The following is an 18,164-nucleotide window of genomic DNA, read 5'->3' on the forward strand; positions in this document are numbered from 1 at the left end:
AATTTGTTGCCTGCAAGGCGATTCTCAAGCTCAGTTCGCGCCGCCCTTGCTGGTGGCCAGCAGGTCGTCGGCGATATCAAACACTGCATCGGCAAGCTGCATCGCTGTCATTTCGGCCAGTGTATAGAAGGCGGCGGTTTCGGCGTCGTCACTGGCCACCGCCTCGCCGCCGGCATAGTTGGCCCCAAACACCGTCAGCCGGTAGTCGACCGGATGCCCGTCGCCGCTGCCGTCGATGTGGATTTCCCGCAGCGGCCGGTAGTTGCGCGCCTGCAATCCGGTCTCTTCCAGCAATTCGCGCCTTGCTGCCTGTTCCAGCGTCTCGCCGGCTTCGACCTTGCCACCGGGAAAGGCATAAAGGCCCTGCGAGGGCGGTCTGGCCCGCTTGACCAGCAGCACCGTGTTCTCGCGCACGACGCAGACCGAGACTGCCGGAATGATCTTACGTGCTTCCATGGGTTCCCGATCGCTCGATTGGCATAGCCCGTTGTGGACCGGCCGTCGGCGAACAGCTTTAGCGGTTGCGAAAGGCAGGTTCCATGGTCACTTTCACATGTCACCCATTCGAGAGCTGAATTCATGTGCGGACGCTTTGCCTTGACCGCCACTCCGGACCAGACCGCCGCCCTTCTCGGTCTGGCGGAGTTGGAGGAGTTTCCGCCCCGCTACAATATCGCGCCGACGCAGCCGGTGCTGATGGCGCTCGCCGGATTGCCGCAGGCGCCGGGCTCGAACCTGCCCGACCGCCGCTCGATGCTGGTGCGCTGGGGCCTGATCCCGGCCTGGGTCAAGGATACGCGTAACTTCCCGCTGCTGTTCAACGCGCGTTCTGAGGGGGCTTCGGAAAAGCCGTCGTTTCGCGCTGCCATGCGCCATCGCCGCGCCCTGGTACCGGCTTCGGGATTCTACGAATGGCACCAAACCGCTGGCAGAAGAGGGCAGCCCTATTGGATGCGGCCAAAGCATGGAGGGCTTGTCGCCTTCGCCGGGCTGATTGAGACGTATGCCGAGCCGGGTGGCTCGGAAATGGACACCGGCGCCATTCTGACCGCCCACGCCAATGCCGATACTGCCCATATCCACGACCGCATGCCGGTGGTGATCCATCCCGAGGATTTCGCGCGCTGGCTGGATTGCCGCACGCTCGAGCCGCGTGATGTGGCCGATCTGCTGAGACCCACCCGGCCCGATTTCTTCGAAGCGATCCCGGTTTCCGACCTCGTCAACAAGGTCGCCAATACCGGGCCGGAGATTCAGGAGAAGGGCGTCGTCGAGCCTGAGCCCGAGAAGGTCAAGCGCCAGAAGTCCGGCGCGAACGACAGTCAAATGACATTATTTTAGCGAAAGCTACTATTTCCAGGACACCGTGAGCGCCTCAATCTTCACCCGACGGCATTCTCAGGCAGCGCGTGGCGACACGATCTTCTGTGCCGGCTTCTTCTTCTTCGCGGTGTGCAGAAGAGCTGCGACGATTGCTGCCGGGCCGATCGCCCGGTAATGGCTGGCGAGCGCCGGTTGCTTGGCGCGGTTGGATTCTTGCTTAGGCATTATTCTCTTCCCTGGTAACGTCTTCGTGTCTGCGTTTGCTGGCCGAATCCGACCAAATCGTGACGCTTGCTGATCTAGCCGGCGAATGTTTCATGACAGTGCCGATCTGTTTAATAAAATGTTTCAGTGGCTCATTTCCTGTGAGCCAACGATATTTTTGGCGAAGGTAGCGACTTGACGGCAACACCGGGCAAGGCGATAAAGCCGGCCATGAAAACGTCTTTCGCCATTTGTGGCATTTGCATTATCGACTAGCCTCGCGCTGGTCCTGGACGTTTTCGCCTCATCTCCTCCCAGATTGGACAAACGCCCCGGCCAGCAGGCTGGAGCTCGATTTTGCGCCTCGGCGTGACCGACTCCATCCAGAGCACGATCCCAAAAGATCATGCTCAAACAAAGTAACGCACCGGAACGCACGTATGTCTGAAGCATCGAAGAGCCTGCGCCTCTACAACACGCTAACGCGGAGCAAGGAGGATTTCTTCCCGATCGATCCGCGCAACGTGCGCATGTATGTCTGCGGCCCGACGGTCTACGACTTCGCCCATATCGGCAATGCGCGGCCGGTGATCGTCTTCGACGTGCTGTTCCGTTTGCTGCGCCATCTCTACGGGCAAGCGCATGTCACTTACGTCCGCAACATCACCGACGTCGACGACAAGATCAACGCTCGCGCGCTGCGCGATTTCGGCGGCGAGATTGCCTTGGGCAAGCTGTCGCTGAACGAAGCGATCAGGCGGGTCACCGAAAAGACCGCCGATCAGTTCCACAAGGACGTGGCGGCGCTCGGTTGCCTGGAACCGACGGTCGAGCCGCGCGCCACCGAGTTCGTCGAGCCTAGGCCCGACGGCAAGGTCGACATGATCCTCTTGATTCAACGCTTGATCGAACGCGGCCATGCCTATGTCGCAGCTGGAGAAGTCCTGTTCGACACCGCTTCCATGCCGGACTACGGACAGTTGTCGAAGCGCAATCTCGACGAGCAGCAGGCAGGCGCCCGCGTCGCCGTCGATGCGCACAAGAAGAACCCGCAGGATTTCGTGCTGTGGAAATTGTCTTCGCCCGAGGAACCGGGCTGGGAGAGTCCGTGGGGCAGGGGTCGGCCGGGCTGGCACATCGAGTGCTCGGCGATGTCGGCCGCCTATCTCGGCGAGGTGTTCGACATCCATGGCGGTGGTCTCGACCTGATCTTTCCACACCACGAGAACGAGATCGCCCAGTCACGTTGCGCCCACGGCACCGAAACGATGGCCAAGGTGTGGATGCACAACGGTTTCCTGCAGGTCGAGGGCCAGAAGATGTCCAAGAGCCTGGGCAATTTCTATTCGATCACCGAACTGCTGGAGACGGAGACTTTTGGCGGCCGCAAATGGCCGGGCGAGGTGCTCAGGCTGGCGATGCTGATGACGCATTATCGCGAGCCGATCGACTTTTCCGTACGCAAGCTGGAAGAGGCGGAGAATACGCTGCGCAAATGGAAGCGAGCGGCCGATCTGGCGCCGCCAACGGCAAAATCGGTGCCGGCGGATGTGATCGAAGTGCTGTCGGATGACCTCGCCACCTATCCCGCATTCCAGTTGCTGACCCAGTTGGCTGGCGATGCTGTTGATTTCGACGCTGGTAGCAGCAACGCAGCCGCCGAAGACAACGATGCTGCCACTTTGCTGAAGGCATCGCTGCTGTTCCTCGGCTTCGACGTCGCAACAGCCAAGGTGGATGAAGACGCCATTGCCAAAGCGATCGCCAAACGCCTCGCGCTGATCGCCGCCAAGAACTGGGCCGAGGCCGACCGCATCCGCGACGAGTTGCTGGCGCAAGGCATCCAGTTGAAGGACGGCAAGGACCCTGTCACCGGCGAACGCATCACCACCTGGGAGGTAAAAAGATGATCGATCATCTCGGCATCACCGTTTTGGATTTCGACGTGTCGAAAGCTTTTTACGACAGGGCGATGGCGCCGCTTGGTGCCTCGCTGCTCTACATGGTGCCGCAGGAATATACCGGCGGCGCCAAGGTCGGCGGCTACGGCCGCGACCGGCCAGTGTTTTGGCTGCATGTCGGCAAGGACAAGCCGAAGGATCATCAACACGTCGCTTTCACGGCGCGCAGCCGTGCCGAGGTCGATGCCTTTCACGCGGCGGCAATCGCCGCCGGCGGCAAGGACAATGGCGGGCCGGGCCTGCGCCCGCACTATCATCCGAACTATTATGGCGCCTTCGTCTTCGATCCCGACGGCAACAATGTCGAGGCGGTCTGCCATGCTCCGGAGTAAAATGCGATGAGCCTTGACAACAGACCGGTGTATACGGGCGGCTGCCAGTGCGGCGCAGTGCGCTTCCGCGTCGAAGGCGCGCTCGGCGATGCCTCCGTCTGCCATTGCCGCATGTGCCAGAAGGCGAGCGGCAATTTTTACCTGCCGCTGGTCTCGGTGCGCGGCGCAGGACTCGACTGGACGCGCAGCGAGCCCAAACGCTTCCGCTCGTCCAATGCGGCGTTGCGCGGTTTCTGCGCCGAATGCGGCACGCCGCTGACCTTCGAAGCGACCGACGGCGTGGCGCTCGCCATCGCCGCATTCGACCACCCCGAGGAGATCGCGCCGACGACCCAATGGGGTGTCGAAGCCAAGCTCCCCTATGTGGATCATGTCCACGAATTGCCCGGTGAGGAAACGATGGCCGACGTCTCGTCTGCCTCCTATCTCGCCGACCTCGTCTCCTACCAACATCCCGACCATGACACCGAACAATGGCCGCCGGAGGAAAGATCATGACCGAAACCGTTCGTACCGGCGGCTGCCAGTGCGGCGCCGTGCGCTTCCGCATCCACGGCGCGCTCGGCCGCCCCTCGATCTGTCATTGCCGCATGTGCCAGAAACAGTTCGGCTCGTTTTTCGGCGCGCTTGTGACAGTGCCGAGCGACGGCGTCGAATGGCTGCGCGAGGAGCCGAGTTACTTTCAGTCGTCGGTCAACATCGATCGCGGCTTCTGCGCCCGCTGCGGCACGCCGCTGACCTACCGCCAGCCCGGCGCGCTCGAGATCGCCATCGGCGCCTTCGACGACCGTTCCGATCTGGCGCCGCAGATCCAGGTCAACTACGCCGCCAGGCTGCCTTGGGTGGAGACGATCTTCGACGCGCCAATCCACGACGATCCGGATTTCTACGCGCGACAGGAGTCAATCATCTCCTTCCAGCATCCCGATCACGAGACGGCCAACTGGCCGCACCAGGGCCTGAAACTATGAGCAGCGAATTCCGCACCCTCTATCCCGAGATCGAGGCTTTCGAGTCCGGCATGCTAGACGTTGGCGATGGCCATCAGGTCTATTGGGAGCGCTCCGGCACCCGCGGTGCCAAGCCGGCGGTATTCCTGCATGGCGGACCGGGCGGCACCATTTCGCCAAAGCACCGGCGGCTGTTCGATCCGACGCTGTACGATGTCATCCTGTTCGACCAGCGTGGCTGTGGAAAATCGACGCCCAATGCCTCGCTCGAAGCCAACACCACCTGGCATCTGGTCGCCGACATAGAGCGGCTGCGCGACATGTGCGGCTTCGACAAATGGCTGGTGTTCGGCGGCTCGTGGGGTTCGACGCTGGCGCTGGCCTATGCCGAGACACACCCCGAGCGGGTCAGCGAACTGGTCGTGCGCGGCATCTACACGCTGACCCGCGCCGAACTCGAATGGTACTACCAGTTCGGCGTCTCGGAGATGTTCCCCGACAAATGGGAGCGGTTTTTGGCGCCCATTCCGGAGGCTGAGCGCGGCGACATGATGGCCGCCTACCGCCAACGGCTGGTCGGTAGCGATCCTGTGGCGCAGGTCGAGGCCGCTCGCGCCTGGAGCCTGTGGGAGGGCGAGACGATCACTTTGCTGCCGGAACCGGAAACCAGCGGTCCCTTCGGCCAGGATGATTATGCCCTGGCCTTCGCCCGCATCGAGAACCACTATTTCGTCCATGCCGGCTGGCTGGAAGAGGGACAGCTGCTGCGTGATGCATGGAAGCTTAAGGATATACCGGGTAGCATCGTTCACGGCCGCTACGACATGCCGTGCCCGGCGCGCTATGCCTGGGCGCTGCACAAGGCGTGGCCGAAAGCGGATTTCCATCTGATCGAAGGTGCCGGCCACGCCTATTCGGAGCCGGGCATCCTCGACAGGCTGATCCGCGCAACGGACGTGTTTGCCGGGAAATGACGATGGCTCGCGAGCGCCTTTATCTGTTCGACACGACGCTGCGCGATGGTCAGCAGACGCCGGGTATCGACTTTTCCGTCGAGGACAAGATCGCCATCGCCAAGCTGCTCGACGAGTTCGGCATCGACTACGTCGAGGGCGGTTACCCTGGCGCCAATCCAACCGACACCGCCTTTTTCGCCGAGCGTCGCACGGCCGATGCCAAGTTCGTCGCCTTCGGCATGACCAAGCGGGCAGGAGTGTCGGCCTCGAACGACCCCGGCCTCACCGCGCTGGTCCAGTCGAAGTCGGATGCCATCTGCTTCGTCGCCAAGAGCTGGGACTACCATGTCCGCGTCGCGCTCGGCTGCACCAATGAGGAGAACCTCGAGGCGATCAAGGCCTCGGTCGAGGCGGCGCTCAGTGCCGGCAAGGAGGCGATGGTCGACTGCGAGCATTTCTTCGATGGCTTCAAGGCCAACCCCGATTATGCGCTGGTCTGCGCCAGGACGGCCTACGATGCCGGCGCGCGCTGGGTGGTTCTATGCGACACCAATGGCGGCACGCAGCCCTCCGAGGTGCGCGCCATCGTCGAAAAGGTGATCGCGGCCGGCATACCGGGCGACCATCTCGGCATCCACGCCCATGACGACACCGGCCAGGCGGTGGCGAATTCGCTTGCCGCCGTGGAGGCCGGCGTGCGCCATATCCAGGGCACGCTGAATGGCATAGGCGAGCGCTGCGGCAACGCCAATCTGATCTCGATCGTGCCGACATTGTCGTTGAAGCCTGCCTTTGCCGGCCGCTTTGCAACAGGCATTTCAGCGGAGGCGTTGACCGGTATATCGCGCTTGTCCCGCGCCTTCGACGAGTTGCTGAACCGTGCGCCGGAAGCGCAGGCCCCCTATGTCGGCGCCTCCGCATTCGCTACCAAGGCCGGCATCCATGCCTCGGCGCTGGCCAAGGAGCCGGCGACCTACGAGCATGTGCCGCCAGAGACTGTCGGCAACCGCCGCCGCGTCATGGTTTCGGACCAAGGCGGCAAGGCGAATTTCATGGCCGAGCTGAAACGGCGCGGCATCGACATGCCCCGGGACGACCATCGCCTCGACGCGCTGATCGCCGTGGTCAAGGAGCGTGAGGCGGAGGGCTACGCTTACGAAGGCGCCGACGCCAGCTTCGAGCTTCTGGCGCGCAAGATGCTGCATGGCGTGCCGGAATTCTTCCGCGTCACTTCATTCCGCTGCATGGTCGAGCGCCGCGTCGACGCCAACGGCCAGCTGAAGACGGTCTCGGAGGCGATTGTGAAAGTGCTGGTCGAGGGCGAGGAGAAGATGTCGGTCGCCGAAGGCCATGGCCCGGTCAACGCGCTCGACATTGCGCTGCGCAAGGATCTCGGCAAATTCCAGAGCGAGATCGCCGATCTCGAGCTGGCCGACTTCAAGGTGCGTATCCTCAATGGTGGCACCGAGGCGATTACCCGCGTGCTGATCGAATCGCATGACGGCACCGGTGCGCGCTGGTGGACGGTCGGCGTCTCCGAAAACATCATCGATGCTTCGTTCCAGGCGCTGATGGATTCGATCGTCTACAAGCTGATGAAGAACCGCGACATGGCCGGGCTGATCGCGGCGGAGTGAGGAAATGGGCTTCACGATAAGCTGGGTCGCATTCAATGGTCTGCCACTCGCGAAGGCAGCGCTGGCTTTCGGTCTGGCTCAGAGCGGACAATCGGACGAGGTTTTTGATTTTGACTACAATGGCGTGACGGTTGGTCAAAATTGGTCTGTCGTCATTTTTAACGACGTGAACATGGACCTGGTGGACGAGAAGCGCCTGGCTAACCTTTCGACGGGCAGGGACATTGTCGTCGTTCACAATATCGATACGGTCATGCTGCAATGGGCCGAACAGTGGCGCGACGGGCACGAAGTCTGGAGCATACGACACGCCAGCGCAGACGGTGCGCGCAACCTGGAAGCGACAGGAAACCTTCCATCCTGTTTCGAGGAGATCCGCCGCGAGCGCTTCGCAGATCAGGATCGCGAGGACGCAGGTGCTGCCGCCATAGACTTTATCGCCGATATTCCGATCGAGGTGGCAGAATGCGTGACGGGCTTTCGTCACGACACCGTTGGAGCGGAATTCATGGAATTGGTGCCTGCGCCCGGCGAGACCAAATGACTGCGGGCTTCGCGCATTTCAATGAACTGGTGAAAACTCCGGGTTCTTGAACCATCAGCGAGACTCCATTGATCCATCAGAACTTTGCGATGGTCTTGCCGGGGCCGCTGGCGCATAGCCTTGGGCCATGGCTACCCAAGTACTTCAAATCGAGGCCGATACCAAAGCTCGTCGCGGCTTCTTGCTGGCGCTCGGCGCCTACCTGCTTTGGGGGCTGCTGCCCTTCTACATGAAGGCTGTCGCGCATCTGCCGCTGGCCGAAGTCATCGCCCACCGCATCGTCTGGTCGGTGCCGATCGCGGCCGCCGTCCTGGTCTGGGCGGGCCGCACTGCCGATTTCAAAGCGGCCGTTCGTTCGCCGCGCATCATTTCGATGGCGCTGCTGACGGCGGCGCTGATCTCGGTCAACTGGGGCATCTATGTCTGGGCGATCGCGGTCGACCGCACGATCGAGACCGCGCTTGGCTATTACATCAACCCGCTGGTCAGCGTCGTTGTCGGCGCGCTGCTGCTCGGCGAACGGCTCGACCGCCTGCAGATCGCGGCGGTGGTGCTCGCGGCAATCGCCGTCGCGGTGCTAACCATCGACGCTGGCAAGCTGCCCTGGGTGTCGCTGGTGCTGGCCTTTTCCTTTGCCGCCTATGGCTTCTTCCGCAAGACGCTGCCAATTGGTCCAAGCCAGGGCTTCCTGCTCGAAGTGCTGCTACTGTCGGTGCCGGCGCTCGGCTACATCGTCTTCCTGATCGCCACAGGACAGGATCATTTCGTCTCCAGCTCCTTGAACGACACCGCCTTGCTGGTCGGCTGCGGACCGGTCACCGCCGTGCCGCTGCTGTTGTTTGCGTTCGGCGCCAGGCTGCTGCGCCTCTCCACCATCGGCATCATGCAATATATCGCGCCGACAATCGTCTTTTTGATCGCGGTGCTGATTTTCGGCGAACCCTTCGGCAGCGTTCAGGCCATCGCCTTCGGCCTGATCTGGGCGGCGCTGGCGATGTACTCCTGGTCGATGTTTTCTTCGGCGCGCAAGACCGTCGCCGCATCCGCTCGATCCGCGTAACGAAGAAAGGCGGCTGGCGGGCCTAATGCCGGCAGCCGCCTCTTTCACGGTCGCTCAGCGCTTCGGCCCGAAGCCTGGATAGGGCTGCAGCGGCACGACGGCGGCAATGTCCATCATGCCGGCCTTGACCAGCGGCAAGGTTGCGAGATGGCTGCGCACGTCGGCATCGCTGCCGGCCTCGAACATCATGCCGCTGCCGGGAATGTCGCCTCGATTCCACACCTGACGCACGGCGCCTTCGGCATAGAGCGTGCGGCGCTGCTCGGCCTCGCCGGGCAGCAGAGGCGCGAAATCGGCGTCGGTGAACTTTTCGGTGTTGCGCACAAGAAGGGCAAAGAACTGCATCGGAATCTCCTGATGTTGGCCGTTGGAATGGCGAAAATATTCGCTTCGGCTGGCCAGACAGTCCAAGACTGATTAGGCTAAAGTTGAGACCTCACGGGACTTGAGCATCGGAGCAACAATGTTCGACCTGCGCCAGCTCCGCTATTTCATCACGGTGGCCGAAACCGGCAATGTCGGGCGTGCCGCCGAATTGCTCCACATCTCGCAGTCGCCGCTCAGCCGCCAGATCATGCAGCTGGAGCAGCAACTGGGCATCACATTATTCGAGAGGGCGAGGCAGCGTGTTCATCTCAATCCGAAGGCCGCGCCTTTCTTACCGAGGCGCGTGCGCTGCTGGCCCATGCAAGACGGCTGGAGGAGCTCGGCCGCAATCTCGCCAGCGGTACGGTCGGCCGTCTCGCCATCGGCTATGTCGAAGGTGCGGTCCATGCCGGGCTTGTCGCTCGGATGCTGCGCCAGTTTCGCCGCGACCGGCCCGAATTTCATCTTCAACTGAAGGGCCAGCGTTCCGCCGCGCAGATCGAAGCGCTGCGCGAACGATCGCTCGATCTGGGCCTCGTCTACACGCCTCCTTCTGCCGACGATCCCGACATCGCCGCCTTGCTCATCATGCGCGAGCCTCTGGTTCTGGCGATGCCGGAAAGCGATCCATTGGCCGAAATCGCGGAGATACTGCCGCAGCAACTGGACGGACGCACCTGGATCACGGTGGTGCGCCAGCCTGACGACACCAACCGCAGCCAATTTCTCGCCGCCTGTGCGAAGGCCGGTTTCCTGCCCGACATAGCCTATGAGACGACCGATCCGTTGACGTCGTTGGGCTTGGTCAGCGCCGGGCTTGGGCTGGCGACGGTGCAGGCCAGCCTGCGGAGTGCCGCGCCGCCTCAGATCGTGTTTCGCGATCTGCCGTGGTTCGAACGCACCGTCTCGATCCATCTCGCCTGGCGACGTCAGGACAAGCGGGCGGTCATCGCGGACTTAAGGAAGGCAGTAGGGAAGGAGTTAATGAAGGAGTTAATAGTGAATAGTGAATAGTAAAGTACAACACCTTCCGAACCGGCGCGCGTGTCTATCCCTACTCCCTACTCCCTACTCCCTACTCACTCTACATTTTATCAATCACCGACTGCACGCCCTCCGTCGGTGCATCGACGGAGGATCCCGCCACCATGATGGCGGCTACGATCGCTTCCGGGTCCTCGACCACCAGCGGCTTGACCCGCTGCGCGGTGTGGATGAAGCCTTCCGTTGCCATGTGGTCGAGCAGCGCCAGCATCGGATCCCAGAACCCTCCGACGTTGCCGAAGACGATCGGCTTACGATGATGTCCGAGCTGCGCCCAAGTCATGATCTCGACGATCTCCTCGACGGTGCCGATGCCGCCGGGCAACGCCACAAAGGCGTCGGATTTCTCGAACATCCTGTGTTTGCGCTCGTGCATGTTGTCGGTGATGACGAGCTCGTCGAGCCGGTCAAGCGCGATTTCGGTCGCCTCCCGGTTGATCAGAAAACGTGGAATTATGCCCGTTACCTTGCCGCCGGCCTTTAATGCCCCTTCAGCGACGGCACCCATGATACCTTTAGTGCCGCCGCCATAAATCAGACGCAGGCCGGACTTGGCGATCGAGCGGCCAAGCAGGTGTCCGGCCTTGATATAGGTTTCATCTCGGCCCGGGGACGAGCCGCAATAGACGCAGACAGATCGAATCGTGTTCATGTTATGATTGGTGATAGGGACTATTGGCATGGTCAAGCCCCGGAGCGGGCTTTTTCTTGTCGGCTTTGGCAAAACAGGCTAGACCGAAATTAGGTGGCTAAGGGGCAGGGAAACATGGCAATTAATCCGTTGAAGGCGTTTTTGTTCGCGGCTGGCGGCTCCGTCGCTGCGGCGGGAACCGCCTATGTATCGGGCGCACTCGACCCGTATCTCAATTCTACCCCGCCTGCGGAAGTCGCGGCGCTGACGCCGCCGGTTTCGAAACCGGTCGCTCCGGCAACCGAGGGGCGGCTGCCGTCTGCGCCCGCCGCGTCCACCGATGCGGCGACGCCCGCCGCGCCGGCCGCTGCAGGTGCGATCGTGCCGACCTTCGACATCGTGCGCGTCGAAAGCAACGGCTCGATCGTCGTCGCCGGCAATGCAGCGCCCAACGCCAAGGTCGAGATTCTCAACGGTTCGACTGTGCTCGGCTCGACGGTCGCCGGTCCCGACGGCGCCTTTGCCATTATTCTCGACGATCCGCTGAAGCCCGGCGACTATACGATCACGCTTCGCTCTACGGCCGACAATGTCGTGACCGCCTCGGCGCAGACCGCCGTCGTTTCGATTCCCCAGAATTCCACCGGTCAAGTGCTGGCAATGGTCGAGGAGCCGGGAAAGCCGTCCGAACTGCTCACTGTTCCTGCCCCTGAGGCAAAATCTGACGCCTCGCCGCCAACCGGCGAACAGGCGGCCGTTCAGCCACCCGCCACCGGCACCGAATTGCCGGCTGCCGCAGCGCCGGCCGCCCCGGCGGCTGATGTTCCAGCAGCGCCTGCTTCTGCCGCGCCGGCCGCTGTTGAAGCCGCACCGGCTCCGGCAGCGCCCGCCACACCGGCAGCGCCTGCTACTTCCACGGCGGAGCCCAAGGTCGTCGTCGAAGCCGTCGAAATCGACGGCAACAAGATTTTCGTTGCCGGGGTCGCCGATCCCGGCCGCAAGGTGCGCGCCTATGCCAATGATATCCTGCTCGGCGACGCGAAGACCTCGCCCGACCGCCACTTCCTGGTCGAAGCGACACGCGACGTCCCGGTCGGCACCTACACCATCCATGTCGACGCGCTCGACGCCGACGGGGTGACGGTGGTGGCTCGTGCCGCCGTGCCGTTCGAACGCGAGCCGGGCGAGGCGGTTGCCGCCGTCGCACCCGCCGAGCCAAAGCCTGCCGAGGTAAAACCAGCCGAGCCGAACGCTCCGGCCACCGAAGCCGCACCGGCGACAGCCGCCGAAACGCCCGCAACTGCCCCCATTCCTGCCACCGAGGCCCCGGCCGAAATGGCCGTCGCGACGCCTCCGGGCGAAGCTCCCGAGACCGTGGGCCCCAAGCTCGAACATGCCAATGGCGCAGTCATCATCCGCCGCCACGACACGCTGTGGCGGATTTCGCGGCGGGTCTATGGCCAGGGCATGCGCTACTCGACCATCTATCTCGCCAACCAGGACCAGATCAGCAATCCGAACCGCATCTGGCCGGGGCAGGTGTTCAAGGTGCCGGAGAAATCGAAAGAAGGCGAGCCCGCCGATCTCAAGGCAATGGGCGACCAGATGACGACGGCGCCAGTCAAGACTGAGTAGCCGTTCTGCCCATCAGGATAGCTTGCGGCAGGGCCAGTCATCGTTTATCGCCGATGGACGATGACCAAATCCTCTCTCGTAACGGACCGACGCCGCGCGGCAGATGAACACGCGCCGGCCAACTGCACGCCGGCCAACTGTACGCCGGATAGCCGCTCCGTCGCTGTCCGGCTCGCGGCCCTTTCGCATCCGGCGCGGATCGAAATTCTCAAACACCTTTCCGCAAGCCGTTCCTGCTGCTGTCGCGAGGTCGTCGAGCATCTCGACCTGGCGCAGTCCACCGTTTCCCAGCATTTGAAGATTCTGGTCGAAGCCGGGCTTATCCGCTTCGAGCCTGACCGCCAGCGCTCGCGCTATGAGCTCGACCGTGCTGCGCTCGCCGATGTTTCCGCGTCGCTGGCCGCGCTGGTCGATTCCTGCTGCTCCGGCCGCTAAGATATAAAAAGGTAAACAAGAATGGCCGAGAAAACCGTTTCCGCCGATTCCGGCTCGACCTTCAGAACGTTGCGCAATCTCTGGCCCTATATGTGGCCGGCCGACCGCGCCGACCTGAGGGCGCGGGTGGTGTGGGCAACCGTGCTGCTGGTTGCCGCCAAGCTGACCCTGGTGGCCGGACCCTATTTCTTCAAATGGGCGACCGACGCACTGGCCGGCGACGCCAAATCTCCGCCGCCGCTGCCGGCCTTCCTGCTAGCGCCGGTCATGCTGGTCGTCGCCTACAATGCCGTGCGGCTGGTGCAGCTCGGCTTCAACCAGTTGCGCGACGCCCTGTTTGCACGGGTCGGCCAGCATGCCGTGCGCCGGCTCGCCTTCCGCACCTTCGTACACATGCATGAATTGTCACTGCGCTTCCACCTCGAACGGCGCACCGGCGGCCTGTCGCGTGTCATCGAGCGCGGCACCAAGGGCATCGAGACGATCGTCCGCTTCACCATGCTGGCGACGGCGCCGACGATTGTCGAATTCGCGCTCACCGCCGGCATCTTCGCCGTCACCTATGGCTGGCTTTACGTGCTGGTGATCGCGGTCACGGTCTGGCTCTATGTCTGGTTCACCGTCAGGGCGAGCGATTGGCGTATTTCGATCCGCCGAGAGATGAACGACAGCGATAATGAAGCCAGCACGAAGGCGATCGATTCGCTGCTTAACTACGAAACAGTCAAATATTTCAACAACGAAGCCATGGAGGCCGAGCGCTTCGACCGTTCCACGGCGCGCTATGAGGTGGCGGCGACCAGGACCTGGACCTCGCTTGGCTGGCTGAACTTCGGCCAAGGCGTGATCTTCGGCATCGGCATGACCGTCGTCATGGTGCTGTCGGCGCTCGAGGTGAAGGCAGGCACGCAGAGCGTCGGCGATTTCGTCTTCGTCAACGCCATGCTCATGCAGCTTTCGGTGCCGCTGAATTTCATCGGCATGATCTACCGCGAAATTCGCCAGGGCCTGACCGACATCGAAAACATGTTCGATCTGCTCGACGTCAAGCGCGAGATCGTCGATCGGGCGGGCGCCAAGCCACTGGTCGTCGATGCCGGTAAGGTCGAGTTTCGTGACGTGCATTTTTCCTACGACCCCAACCGCAAGATACTGAAGGGCATCAGCTTCGAGGTGCCGGCCGGCAAGACGGTGGCCATCGTCGGCCCCTCCGGAGCCGGAAAGTCGACCATTTCGCGGCTTTTGTTTCGTTTCTACGACATTCAGCGTGGCACGATTCTGATCGACGGCCAGGACATTCGCGACGTCAAGCAGGAGAGCTTGCGCGCCGCCATCGGCATGGTGCCGCAGGACACGGTGCTGTTTAACGACACCATCGCCTACAACATCCGCTACGGCCGCATCGGCGCCAGCGAGGAGGATGTGCGCAAGGCGGCAGAACTGGCCCAGATCGGACCGTTCATCGAGCGGCTGCCCGACGGCTATCGCTCAATGGTGGGCGAGCGCGGGCTGAAACTGTCCGGCGGCGAGAAGCAGCGGGTGGCGATTGCCCGCACCATCTTGAAGGCACCGCCGATCCTGATGCTCGACGAGGCGACCTCGGCGCTGGACAGCCACACCGAGCAGGAGATCCAGGCGGCACTGGACCTGGTCAGCCAGGGCCGCACCACCCTCGTCATCGCCCATCGACTGTCTACAGTGATTTCGGCCGACGAGATCATCGTCCTGCAGGACGGCCAGATCGCCGAGCGCGGCACCCATGCCGCCTTGATGGCCAAGCGCGGCCTATATGCATCGATGTGGGACCGGCAGCGCGAGGCAAGCGAGGCCGAGGAGCGGCTGCGCATTGCCCGCGAAAGCGACGAGTTCGGCGTCGTCGTCCGCCGCCGCACCTCGGAGGTGAGCTGAAATTCGTGCTTGACCTCAACTTAAGTTGAGATCGTAGGCCGTTTTGGATCGTAGCAAGATGCGTCGTTCAAAAACGGAGACAATCGATATGAATGGGATAAATCAGGCAGTTAGTGGCGGCAGCTTATTCCGGGTGGACAAGTTTGTCGTTCCGGCCAACGCTCGCGAGGAGATTCTTGCCAAGGTCCGGATGACGCATGAATTGCTGCGCCAGCAGCAAGGGTTCATCCAGGATTTCCTGCTCGAGCAATTCTCGGGGCCGGGGGAGTTCAACCTCGTGACCATTGTCGAATGGGAAGGGCAGGCCGCTGTCGATAAGGTCGTGCCGATCATCAAGGCCGCGCATGAGCGCATCGGCTTCAATCCTCAGGAGACCATTGCGCGACTTGGCGTCAGGGCCGATATCGCCAATTACCAGCGGATTCCCGCGGTGTAAGCTCTCTATGGCCAGCCTGCTCCCGGCGCGGTAGCCTCGATGCTGAGCACCTGGCCGGTACGGGCATCGCTGATCATATGTTCGAAGCCGCGCCATTCGGCGGCCACGATGAACAGCGTTTTTCCCTCGCTGCCGCCGAGCATGCAGGCAAAACAGCCGCGATCGACGTCGACGCTTTCGAGCATTGTGCCGCCCTCGCGCACCCGCACGCAATGCCTGTTCGGAACGTCGGCGTACCAGGCGGCACCTTCGGCATCGAGGCAGATGCCGTCGGGAAAACCGTTGCCAAGATTGGCCCAGACTCTCCGATTGGAAAGGTGGCCATCGGCAGCGATTTCGAAGGCGGTCAGCCGGTTGGCGTGGGATTCGGCAACGACAAGCGTCTTGTTGTCGGGCGTCACTGCCATGCCATTGGCGAAGGCGAGATTCTCAGCCACCTGCCGAGCCGAGCCGTCAGGTGCAACCAGCACGACGGTGCCGGGGCCGAAATGCTGGCCGGAAGCCGGAGCCGGCCCACCACCATTGACGTAGATGTTGCCGCGCCCGTCGACGACGATCTCGTTCCATGGGCTCTTCGACAGATGTCTCAGATCGGCATGGGTGACCAATGTCCCGTCAGCCTCCTGCCTGAGGATCAGCCCTTCGCGGCCGGACACGACAAGCAGCCGCCCGTCCGGCAGCCAGTCGATGGAGTAGGGCAGGGTGGCCGGCACGATGAGCGCGATCTCGCTGTTGCCTAGGGCGTCAACGGCGATGATCTGGCCTGTGCCCCAGTTGCAGAACCACAGCCGGCCATCGTGCCAGCGAGGCGACTCGCCAAAGGCCAGACCGTTCATCACCACTTGCGCTTGCCTGGCTGCTGATTTCTGCATGGGCCGAGAACCTCCGGGTTTGCGCAAATCGTCACGGCCGAAAGGCCGATGAGAGGCGCTGTCTTGCCAAGGACGGGCGTGGGGGCTTCGTGCCGACAATCGCAATCAACATATTTCCGGTTGACCACTTCGGCAGTCCGGATGCTGCCAAGGACGCCCCTGAGGCGGCACGACCGCCAACACCCGACCGCCTGATTGTCGCGTTGCGGCGAAGGGGTGTTTCCGCTATTGAGGCCGGACTTGGAACCAAGGTTGCCCTCATCCCATGAGCCTCGTTGACACGATCAAAAATGCGTTCGTTCCGATCCATCGCGAGGGTTATCCCTTTATCGCTGCGTTCGGCGCGGCGACGCTTTTTCTTGGCTATTTCTCCTCGACCCTGTTCTGGATCGGTCTCATTCTGACCGCGTGGTGCGCTTATTTCTTCCGCGATCCCGAGCGTGTCACGCCGATCGACGACCGGCTGGTTGTCAGCCCGGCGGACGGCATCGTCTCGGCCGTCGGCCCGGCCGTGCCGCCGCGCGAGCTTGGCCTCGGCGGCGGCGAAATGACCCGCATCTCGGTATTCATGAATGTCTTTTCCTGCCACGTGAACCGCGCCCCGGTGCGTGGCCGCATCTCCAGGATCGAGCATCGGCCAGGAAAATTCCTCAACGCCGAACTCGACAAGGCAAGCACCGAGAACGAACGCAACGGGCTGGTCATAGAGAGCCCCAACGGCACGGTGGCTGCGGTGCAGATCGCCGGCCTGGTGGCGCGGCGGATCGTCTGCTGGGCCGAGACCGGCGGCGCCATCGGCACCGGCGAGCGCTTCGGGCTGATCCGCTTTGGCTCGCGCGTGGACGTATTCCTGCCCTCGACGGCGACGCCGCGCGTTGCCGTCGGCCAGACGGCGGTAGGCGGTGAGACGGTGCTGGCGGAATTCGGCGGCGTTGCCGCAACGCCGCTCGTGCGGATATCCTGACCGGTGGCCCCGCCGTTCAAGAAATTCGAGGCGCATGGCGGCGGCGGCCCGCGCATCCGTGAAATCCCGATGCGCATGGTGCTGCCCAATCTGGTCACCGTGCTTGCCATCTGCGCCGGCCTGTCCGGCATCCGCTTCGGCTTCGAAGGCCGCTTCGAGCCGGCGGTGGTGATGGTACTGCTCGCCGCCTTCCTCGATGGTATCGACGGCCGCCTGGCGCGAATGCTGAAGGCGACCTCCAAATTCGGCGCCCAGATGGATTCGCTGGCCGATATCGTCAATTTCGGCGTGGCACCGGCGCTAGTGCTTTATGCCTTTCTGCTCGACAGGGCAGGTTCGCCGGGTTGGATCGCGGCGCTGCTGTTTACCATCGCCTGTGGGATGAGGCTTGCCCGCTTCAACGTGCTCGACGAAGAGCTCGACCGTCCGCAGTGGCAAACCGAATATTTCGTTGGCGTGCCGGCGCCGGCGGGTGCGGTGCTGGTGATGCTGCCGCTCTATCTGTTCTTCCTCAGGCTTGGCCTTGAACCCAGCCGCCTGGCGGCCTTCATTGCCACCGGCTTTACAATATTGGTGGCATTCCTGCTGGTCAGCCGACTGCCCGTCTATTCCGGCAAGAGCGTCAGGATACCGGGCGACAGAGTGCTGCCGATCATCCTCGCAGTCGTCCTCTACGTCCTGCTTTTGATGACCTATCCCTGGTATACGCTGACGGCTTCGGTTGCCGGCTATTTGCTGTTTTTGCCATTCAGCGTGCGCGCCTATTCCAGACGCGCCAAGCGCGAAGGCGAGAAGGTACCGTCCTCGGACATCGGCTGACAGATTTGGTGCCAATTTCGCACGCGGCGCTGTGGAACGCCCTTCAAAACCACGTTTTCGGAACTTGCTGGGCGCCTGACCGTTTGT

22 protein-coding genes are annotated in these 18,164 nt (G+C 62.6%); 17 read left to right on the plus strand and 5 right to left on the minus strand.

Features of this window, described 5'->3' with window-relative positions:
• Positions 1-30: 30 nt before the first annotated feature.
• Positions 31-456, minus strand: a complete 426-nt coding sequence (locus NKH05_RS10640) for an NUDIX hydrolase (protein ID WP_352481843.1) — start codon at positions 454-456, stop codon at positions 31-33.
• Positions 457-579: 123 nt separating this feature from the next.
• On the opposite strand from NKH05_RS10640, the gene NKH05_RS10645 reads away from it, so the two are divergent.
• A complete protein-coding gene (locus NKH05_RS10645; protein ID WP_352814821.1) occupies positions 580-1,341 on the plus strand; it encodes an SOS response-associated peptidase in 762 nt (253 codons plus the stop codon).
• Positions 1,342-1,398: 57 nt separating this feature from the next.
• On the opposite strand, the gene NKH05_RS10650 is transcribed toward NKH05_RS10645, so the two are convergent.
• Positions 1,399-1,548 carry a hypothetical protein gene (locus NKH05_RS10650; RefSeq protein ID WP_023677745.1) on the minus strand — a complete coding sequence of 50 codons (150 nt, stop codon included), beginning with the start codon at positions 1,546-1,548 and terminating at the stop codon, positions 1,399-1,401.
• 419 nt (positions 1,549-1,967) lie between these two features.
• Here NKH05_RS10650 and cysS point away from each other — a divergent pair, with 419 nt between their 5' ends.
• From cysS to rarD, 8 genes are all read left to right on the plus strand, one after another.
• Positions 1,968-3,437 carry a cysteine--tRNA ligase gene (gene cysS, locus NKH05_RS10655; RefSeq protein WP_352494858.1) on the plus strand — a complete coding sequence of 490 codons (1,470 nt, stop codon included), beginning with the start codon at positions 1,968-1,970 and terminating at the stop codon, positions 3,435-3,437.
• On the plus strand, positions 3,434-3,820 hold the full coding sequence (locus NKH05_RS10660) for a VOC family protein (RefSeq protein WP_352856242.1): 387 nt from the start codon (positions 3,434-3,436) through the stop codon (positions 3,818-3,820). Before cysS ends, NKH05_RS10660 begins: the two co-directional genes overlap by 4 nt.
• 6 nt (positions 3,821-3,826) lie before the next feature.
• Positions 3,827-4,318, plus strand: a complete 492-nt coding sequence (locus tag NKH05_RS10665; RefSeq protein ID WP_353025372.1) for a GFA family protein — start codon at positions 3,827-3,829, stop codon at positions 4,316-4,318.
• A complete protein-coding gene (locus NKH05_RS10670) occupies positions 4,315-4,791 on the plus strand; it encodes a GFA family protein (protein WP_023719860.1) in 477 nt (158 codons plus the stop codon). Before NKH05_RS10665 ends, NKH05_RS10670 begins: the two co-directional genes overlap by 4 nt.
• Entirely contained in the window at positions 4,788-5,744 is a 957-nt protein-coding gene (gene pip / locus NKH05_RS10675; RefSeq protein WP_352856244.1) for a prolyl aminopeptidase, read from the plus strand. Before NKH05_RS10670 ends, pip begins: the two co-directional genes overlap by 4 nt.
• Positions 5,741-7,363 carry a citramalate synthase gene (cimA, locus tag NKH05_RS10680; protein ID WP_353025374.1) on the plus strand — a complete coding sequence of 541 codons (1,623 nt, stop codon included), beginning with the start codon at positions 5,741-5,743 and terminating at the stop codon, positions 7,361-7,363. The genes pip and cimA overlap by 4 nt, the downstream gene beginning before the upstream one ends.
• 4 nt (positions 7,364-7,367) lie before the next feature.
• On the plus strand, positions 7,368-7,907 hold the full coding sequence (locus tag NKH05_RS10685; protein WP_352856246.1) for a hypothetical protein: 540 nt from the start codon (positions 7,368-7,370) through the stop codon (positions 7,905-7,907).
• Positions 7,908-8,034: 127 nt separating this feature from the next.
• Positions 8,035-8,967 (plus strand): EamA family transporter RarD, encoded by a 933-nt coding sequence (gene rarD, locus NKH05_RS10690; protein WP_352481840.1) that lies wholly within the window; start codon positions 8,035-8,037, stop codon positions 8,965-8,967.
• Between the two features lie 54 nt (positions 8,968-9,021).
• On the opposite strand, the gene NKH05_RS10695 is transcribed toward rarD, so the two are convergent.
• Complete coding sequence (locus NKH05_RS10695) at positions 9,022-9,312, minus strand: muconolactone Delta-isomerase family protein (protein ID WP_023719855.1); 291 nt, start codon at positions 9,310-9,312, stop codon at positions 9,022-9,024.
• 118 nt (positions 9,313-9,430) lie between these two features.
• On the opposite strand from NKH05_RS10695, the gene NKH05_RS10700 reads away from it, so the two are divergent.
• Positions 9,431-9,808, plus strand: a complete 378-nt coding sequence (locus NKH05_RS10700; protein ID WP_352588655.1) for a LysR family transcriptional regulator — start codon at positions 9,431-9,433, stop codon at positions 9,806-9,808.
• On the plus strand, positions 9,715-10,347 hold the full coding sequence (locus NKH05_RS10705) for a LysR family substrate-binding domain-containing protein (protein WP_352588864.1): 633 nt from the start codon (positions 9,715-9,717) through the stop codon (positions 10,345-10,347). Before NKH05_RS10700 ends, NKH05_RS10705 begins: the two co-directional genes overlap by 94 nt.
• A 70-nt stretch (positions 10,348-10,417) precedes the next feature.
• On the opposite strand, the gene NKH05_RS10710 is transcribed toward NKH05_RS10705, so the two are convergent.
• Positions 10,418-11,029 carry an LOG family protein gene (locus tag NKH05_RS10710; protein WP_353025377.1) on the minus strand — a complete coding sequence of 204 codons (612 nt, stop codon included), beginning with the start codon at positions 11,027-11,029 and terminating at the stop codon, positions 10,418-10,420.
• Positions 11,030-11,143: 114 nt separating this feature from the next.
• Here NKH05_RS10710 and NKH05_RS10715 point away from each other — a divergent pair, with 114 nt between their 5' ends.
• The 4 genes from NKH05_RS10715 (at position 11,144) to NKH05_RS10730 (ending at position 15,422) form a co-directional block, all read left to right on the plus strand.
• The gene (locus tag NKH05_RS10715) at positions 11,144-12,643 is read left to right on the plus strand and encodes a LysM peptidoglycan-binding domain-containing protein (protein ID WP_023719852.1); all 1,500 of its coding nucleotides are present in this window, start codon (positions 11,144-11,146) and stop codon (positions 12,641-12,643) included.
• 60 nt (positions 12,644-12,703) lie between these two features.
• Positions 12,704-13,078: an ArsR/SmtB family transcription factor gene (locus NKH05_RS10720; RefSeq protein ID WP_352481836.1), complete on the plus strand. Its 375-nt coding sequence runs from the start codon at positions 12,704-12,706 to the stop codon at positions 13,076-13,078.
• A gap of 21 nt (positions 13,079-13,099) precedes the next feature.
• Positions 13,100-14,986 (plus strand): ABCB family ABC transporter ATP-binding protein/permease, encoded by a 1,887-nt coding sequence (locus tag NKH05_RS10725; protein ID WP_023719850.1) that lies wholly within the window; start codon positions 13,100-13,102, stop codon positions 14,984-14,986.
• Between the two features lie 88 nt (positions 14,987-15,074).
• The gene (locus NKH05_RS10730) at positions 15,075-15,422 is read left to right on the plus strand and encodes an antibiotic biosynthesis monooxygenase family protein (RefSeq protein ID WP_353025380.1); all 348 of its coding nucleotides are present in this window, start codon (positions 15,075-15,077) and stop codon (positions 15,420-15,422) included.
• Between the two features lie 5 nt (positions 15,423-15,427).
• On the opposite strand, the gene NKH05_RS10735 is transcribed toward NKH05_RS10730, so the two are convergent.
• On the minus strand, positions 15,428-16,294 hold the full coding sequence (locus NKH05_RS10735) for an SMP-30/gluconolactonase/LRE family protein (RefSeq protein WP_353025381.1): 867 nt from the start codon (positions 16,292-16,294) through the stop codon (positions 15,428-15,430).
• 265 nt (positions 16,295-16,559) lie between these two features.
• On the opposite strand from NKH05_RS10735, the gene NKH05_RS10740 reads away from it, so the two are divergent.
• On the plus strand, positions 16,560-17,258 hold the full coding sequence (locus NKH05_RS10740) for a phosphatidylserine decarboxylase (RefSeq protein ID WP_023719847.1): 699 nt from the start codon (positions 16,560-16,562) through the stop codon (positions 17,256-17,258).
• A 3-nt stretch (positions 17,259-17,261) separates the two neighbouring features.
• Positions 17,262-18,077 (plus strand): CDP-alcohol phosphatidyltransferase family protein, encoded by an 816-nt coding sequence (locus NKH05_RS10745; RefSeq protein ID WP_023719846.1) that lies wholly within the window; start codon positions 17,262-17,264, stop codon positions 18,075-18,077.
• The last annotated feature ends 87 nt before the right edge of the window (positions 18,078-18,164 follow it).

Origin of the sequence: Mesorhizobium sp. M1399 (assembly GCF_040317735.1) — a bacterium.
Lineage (GTDB): Bacteria > Pseudomonadota > Alphaproteobacteria > Rhizobiales > Rhizobiaceae > Mesorhizobium.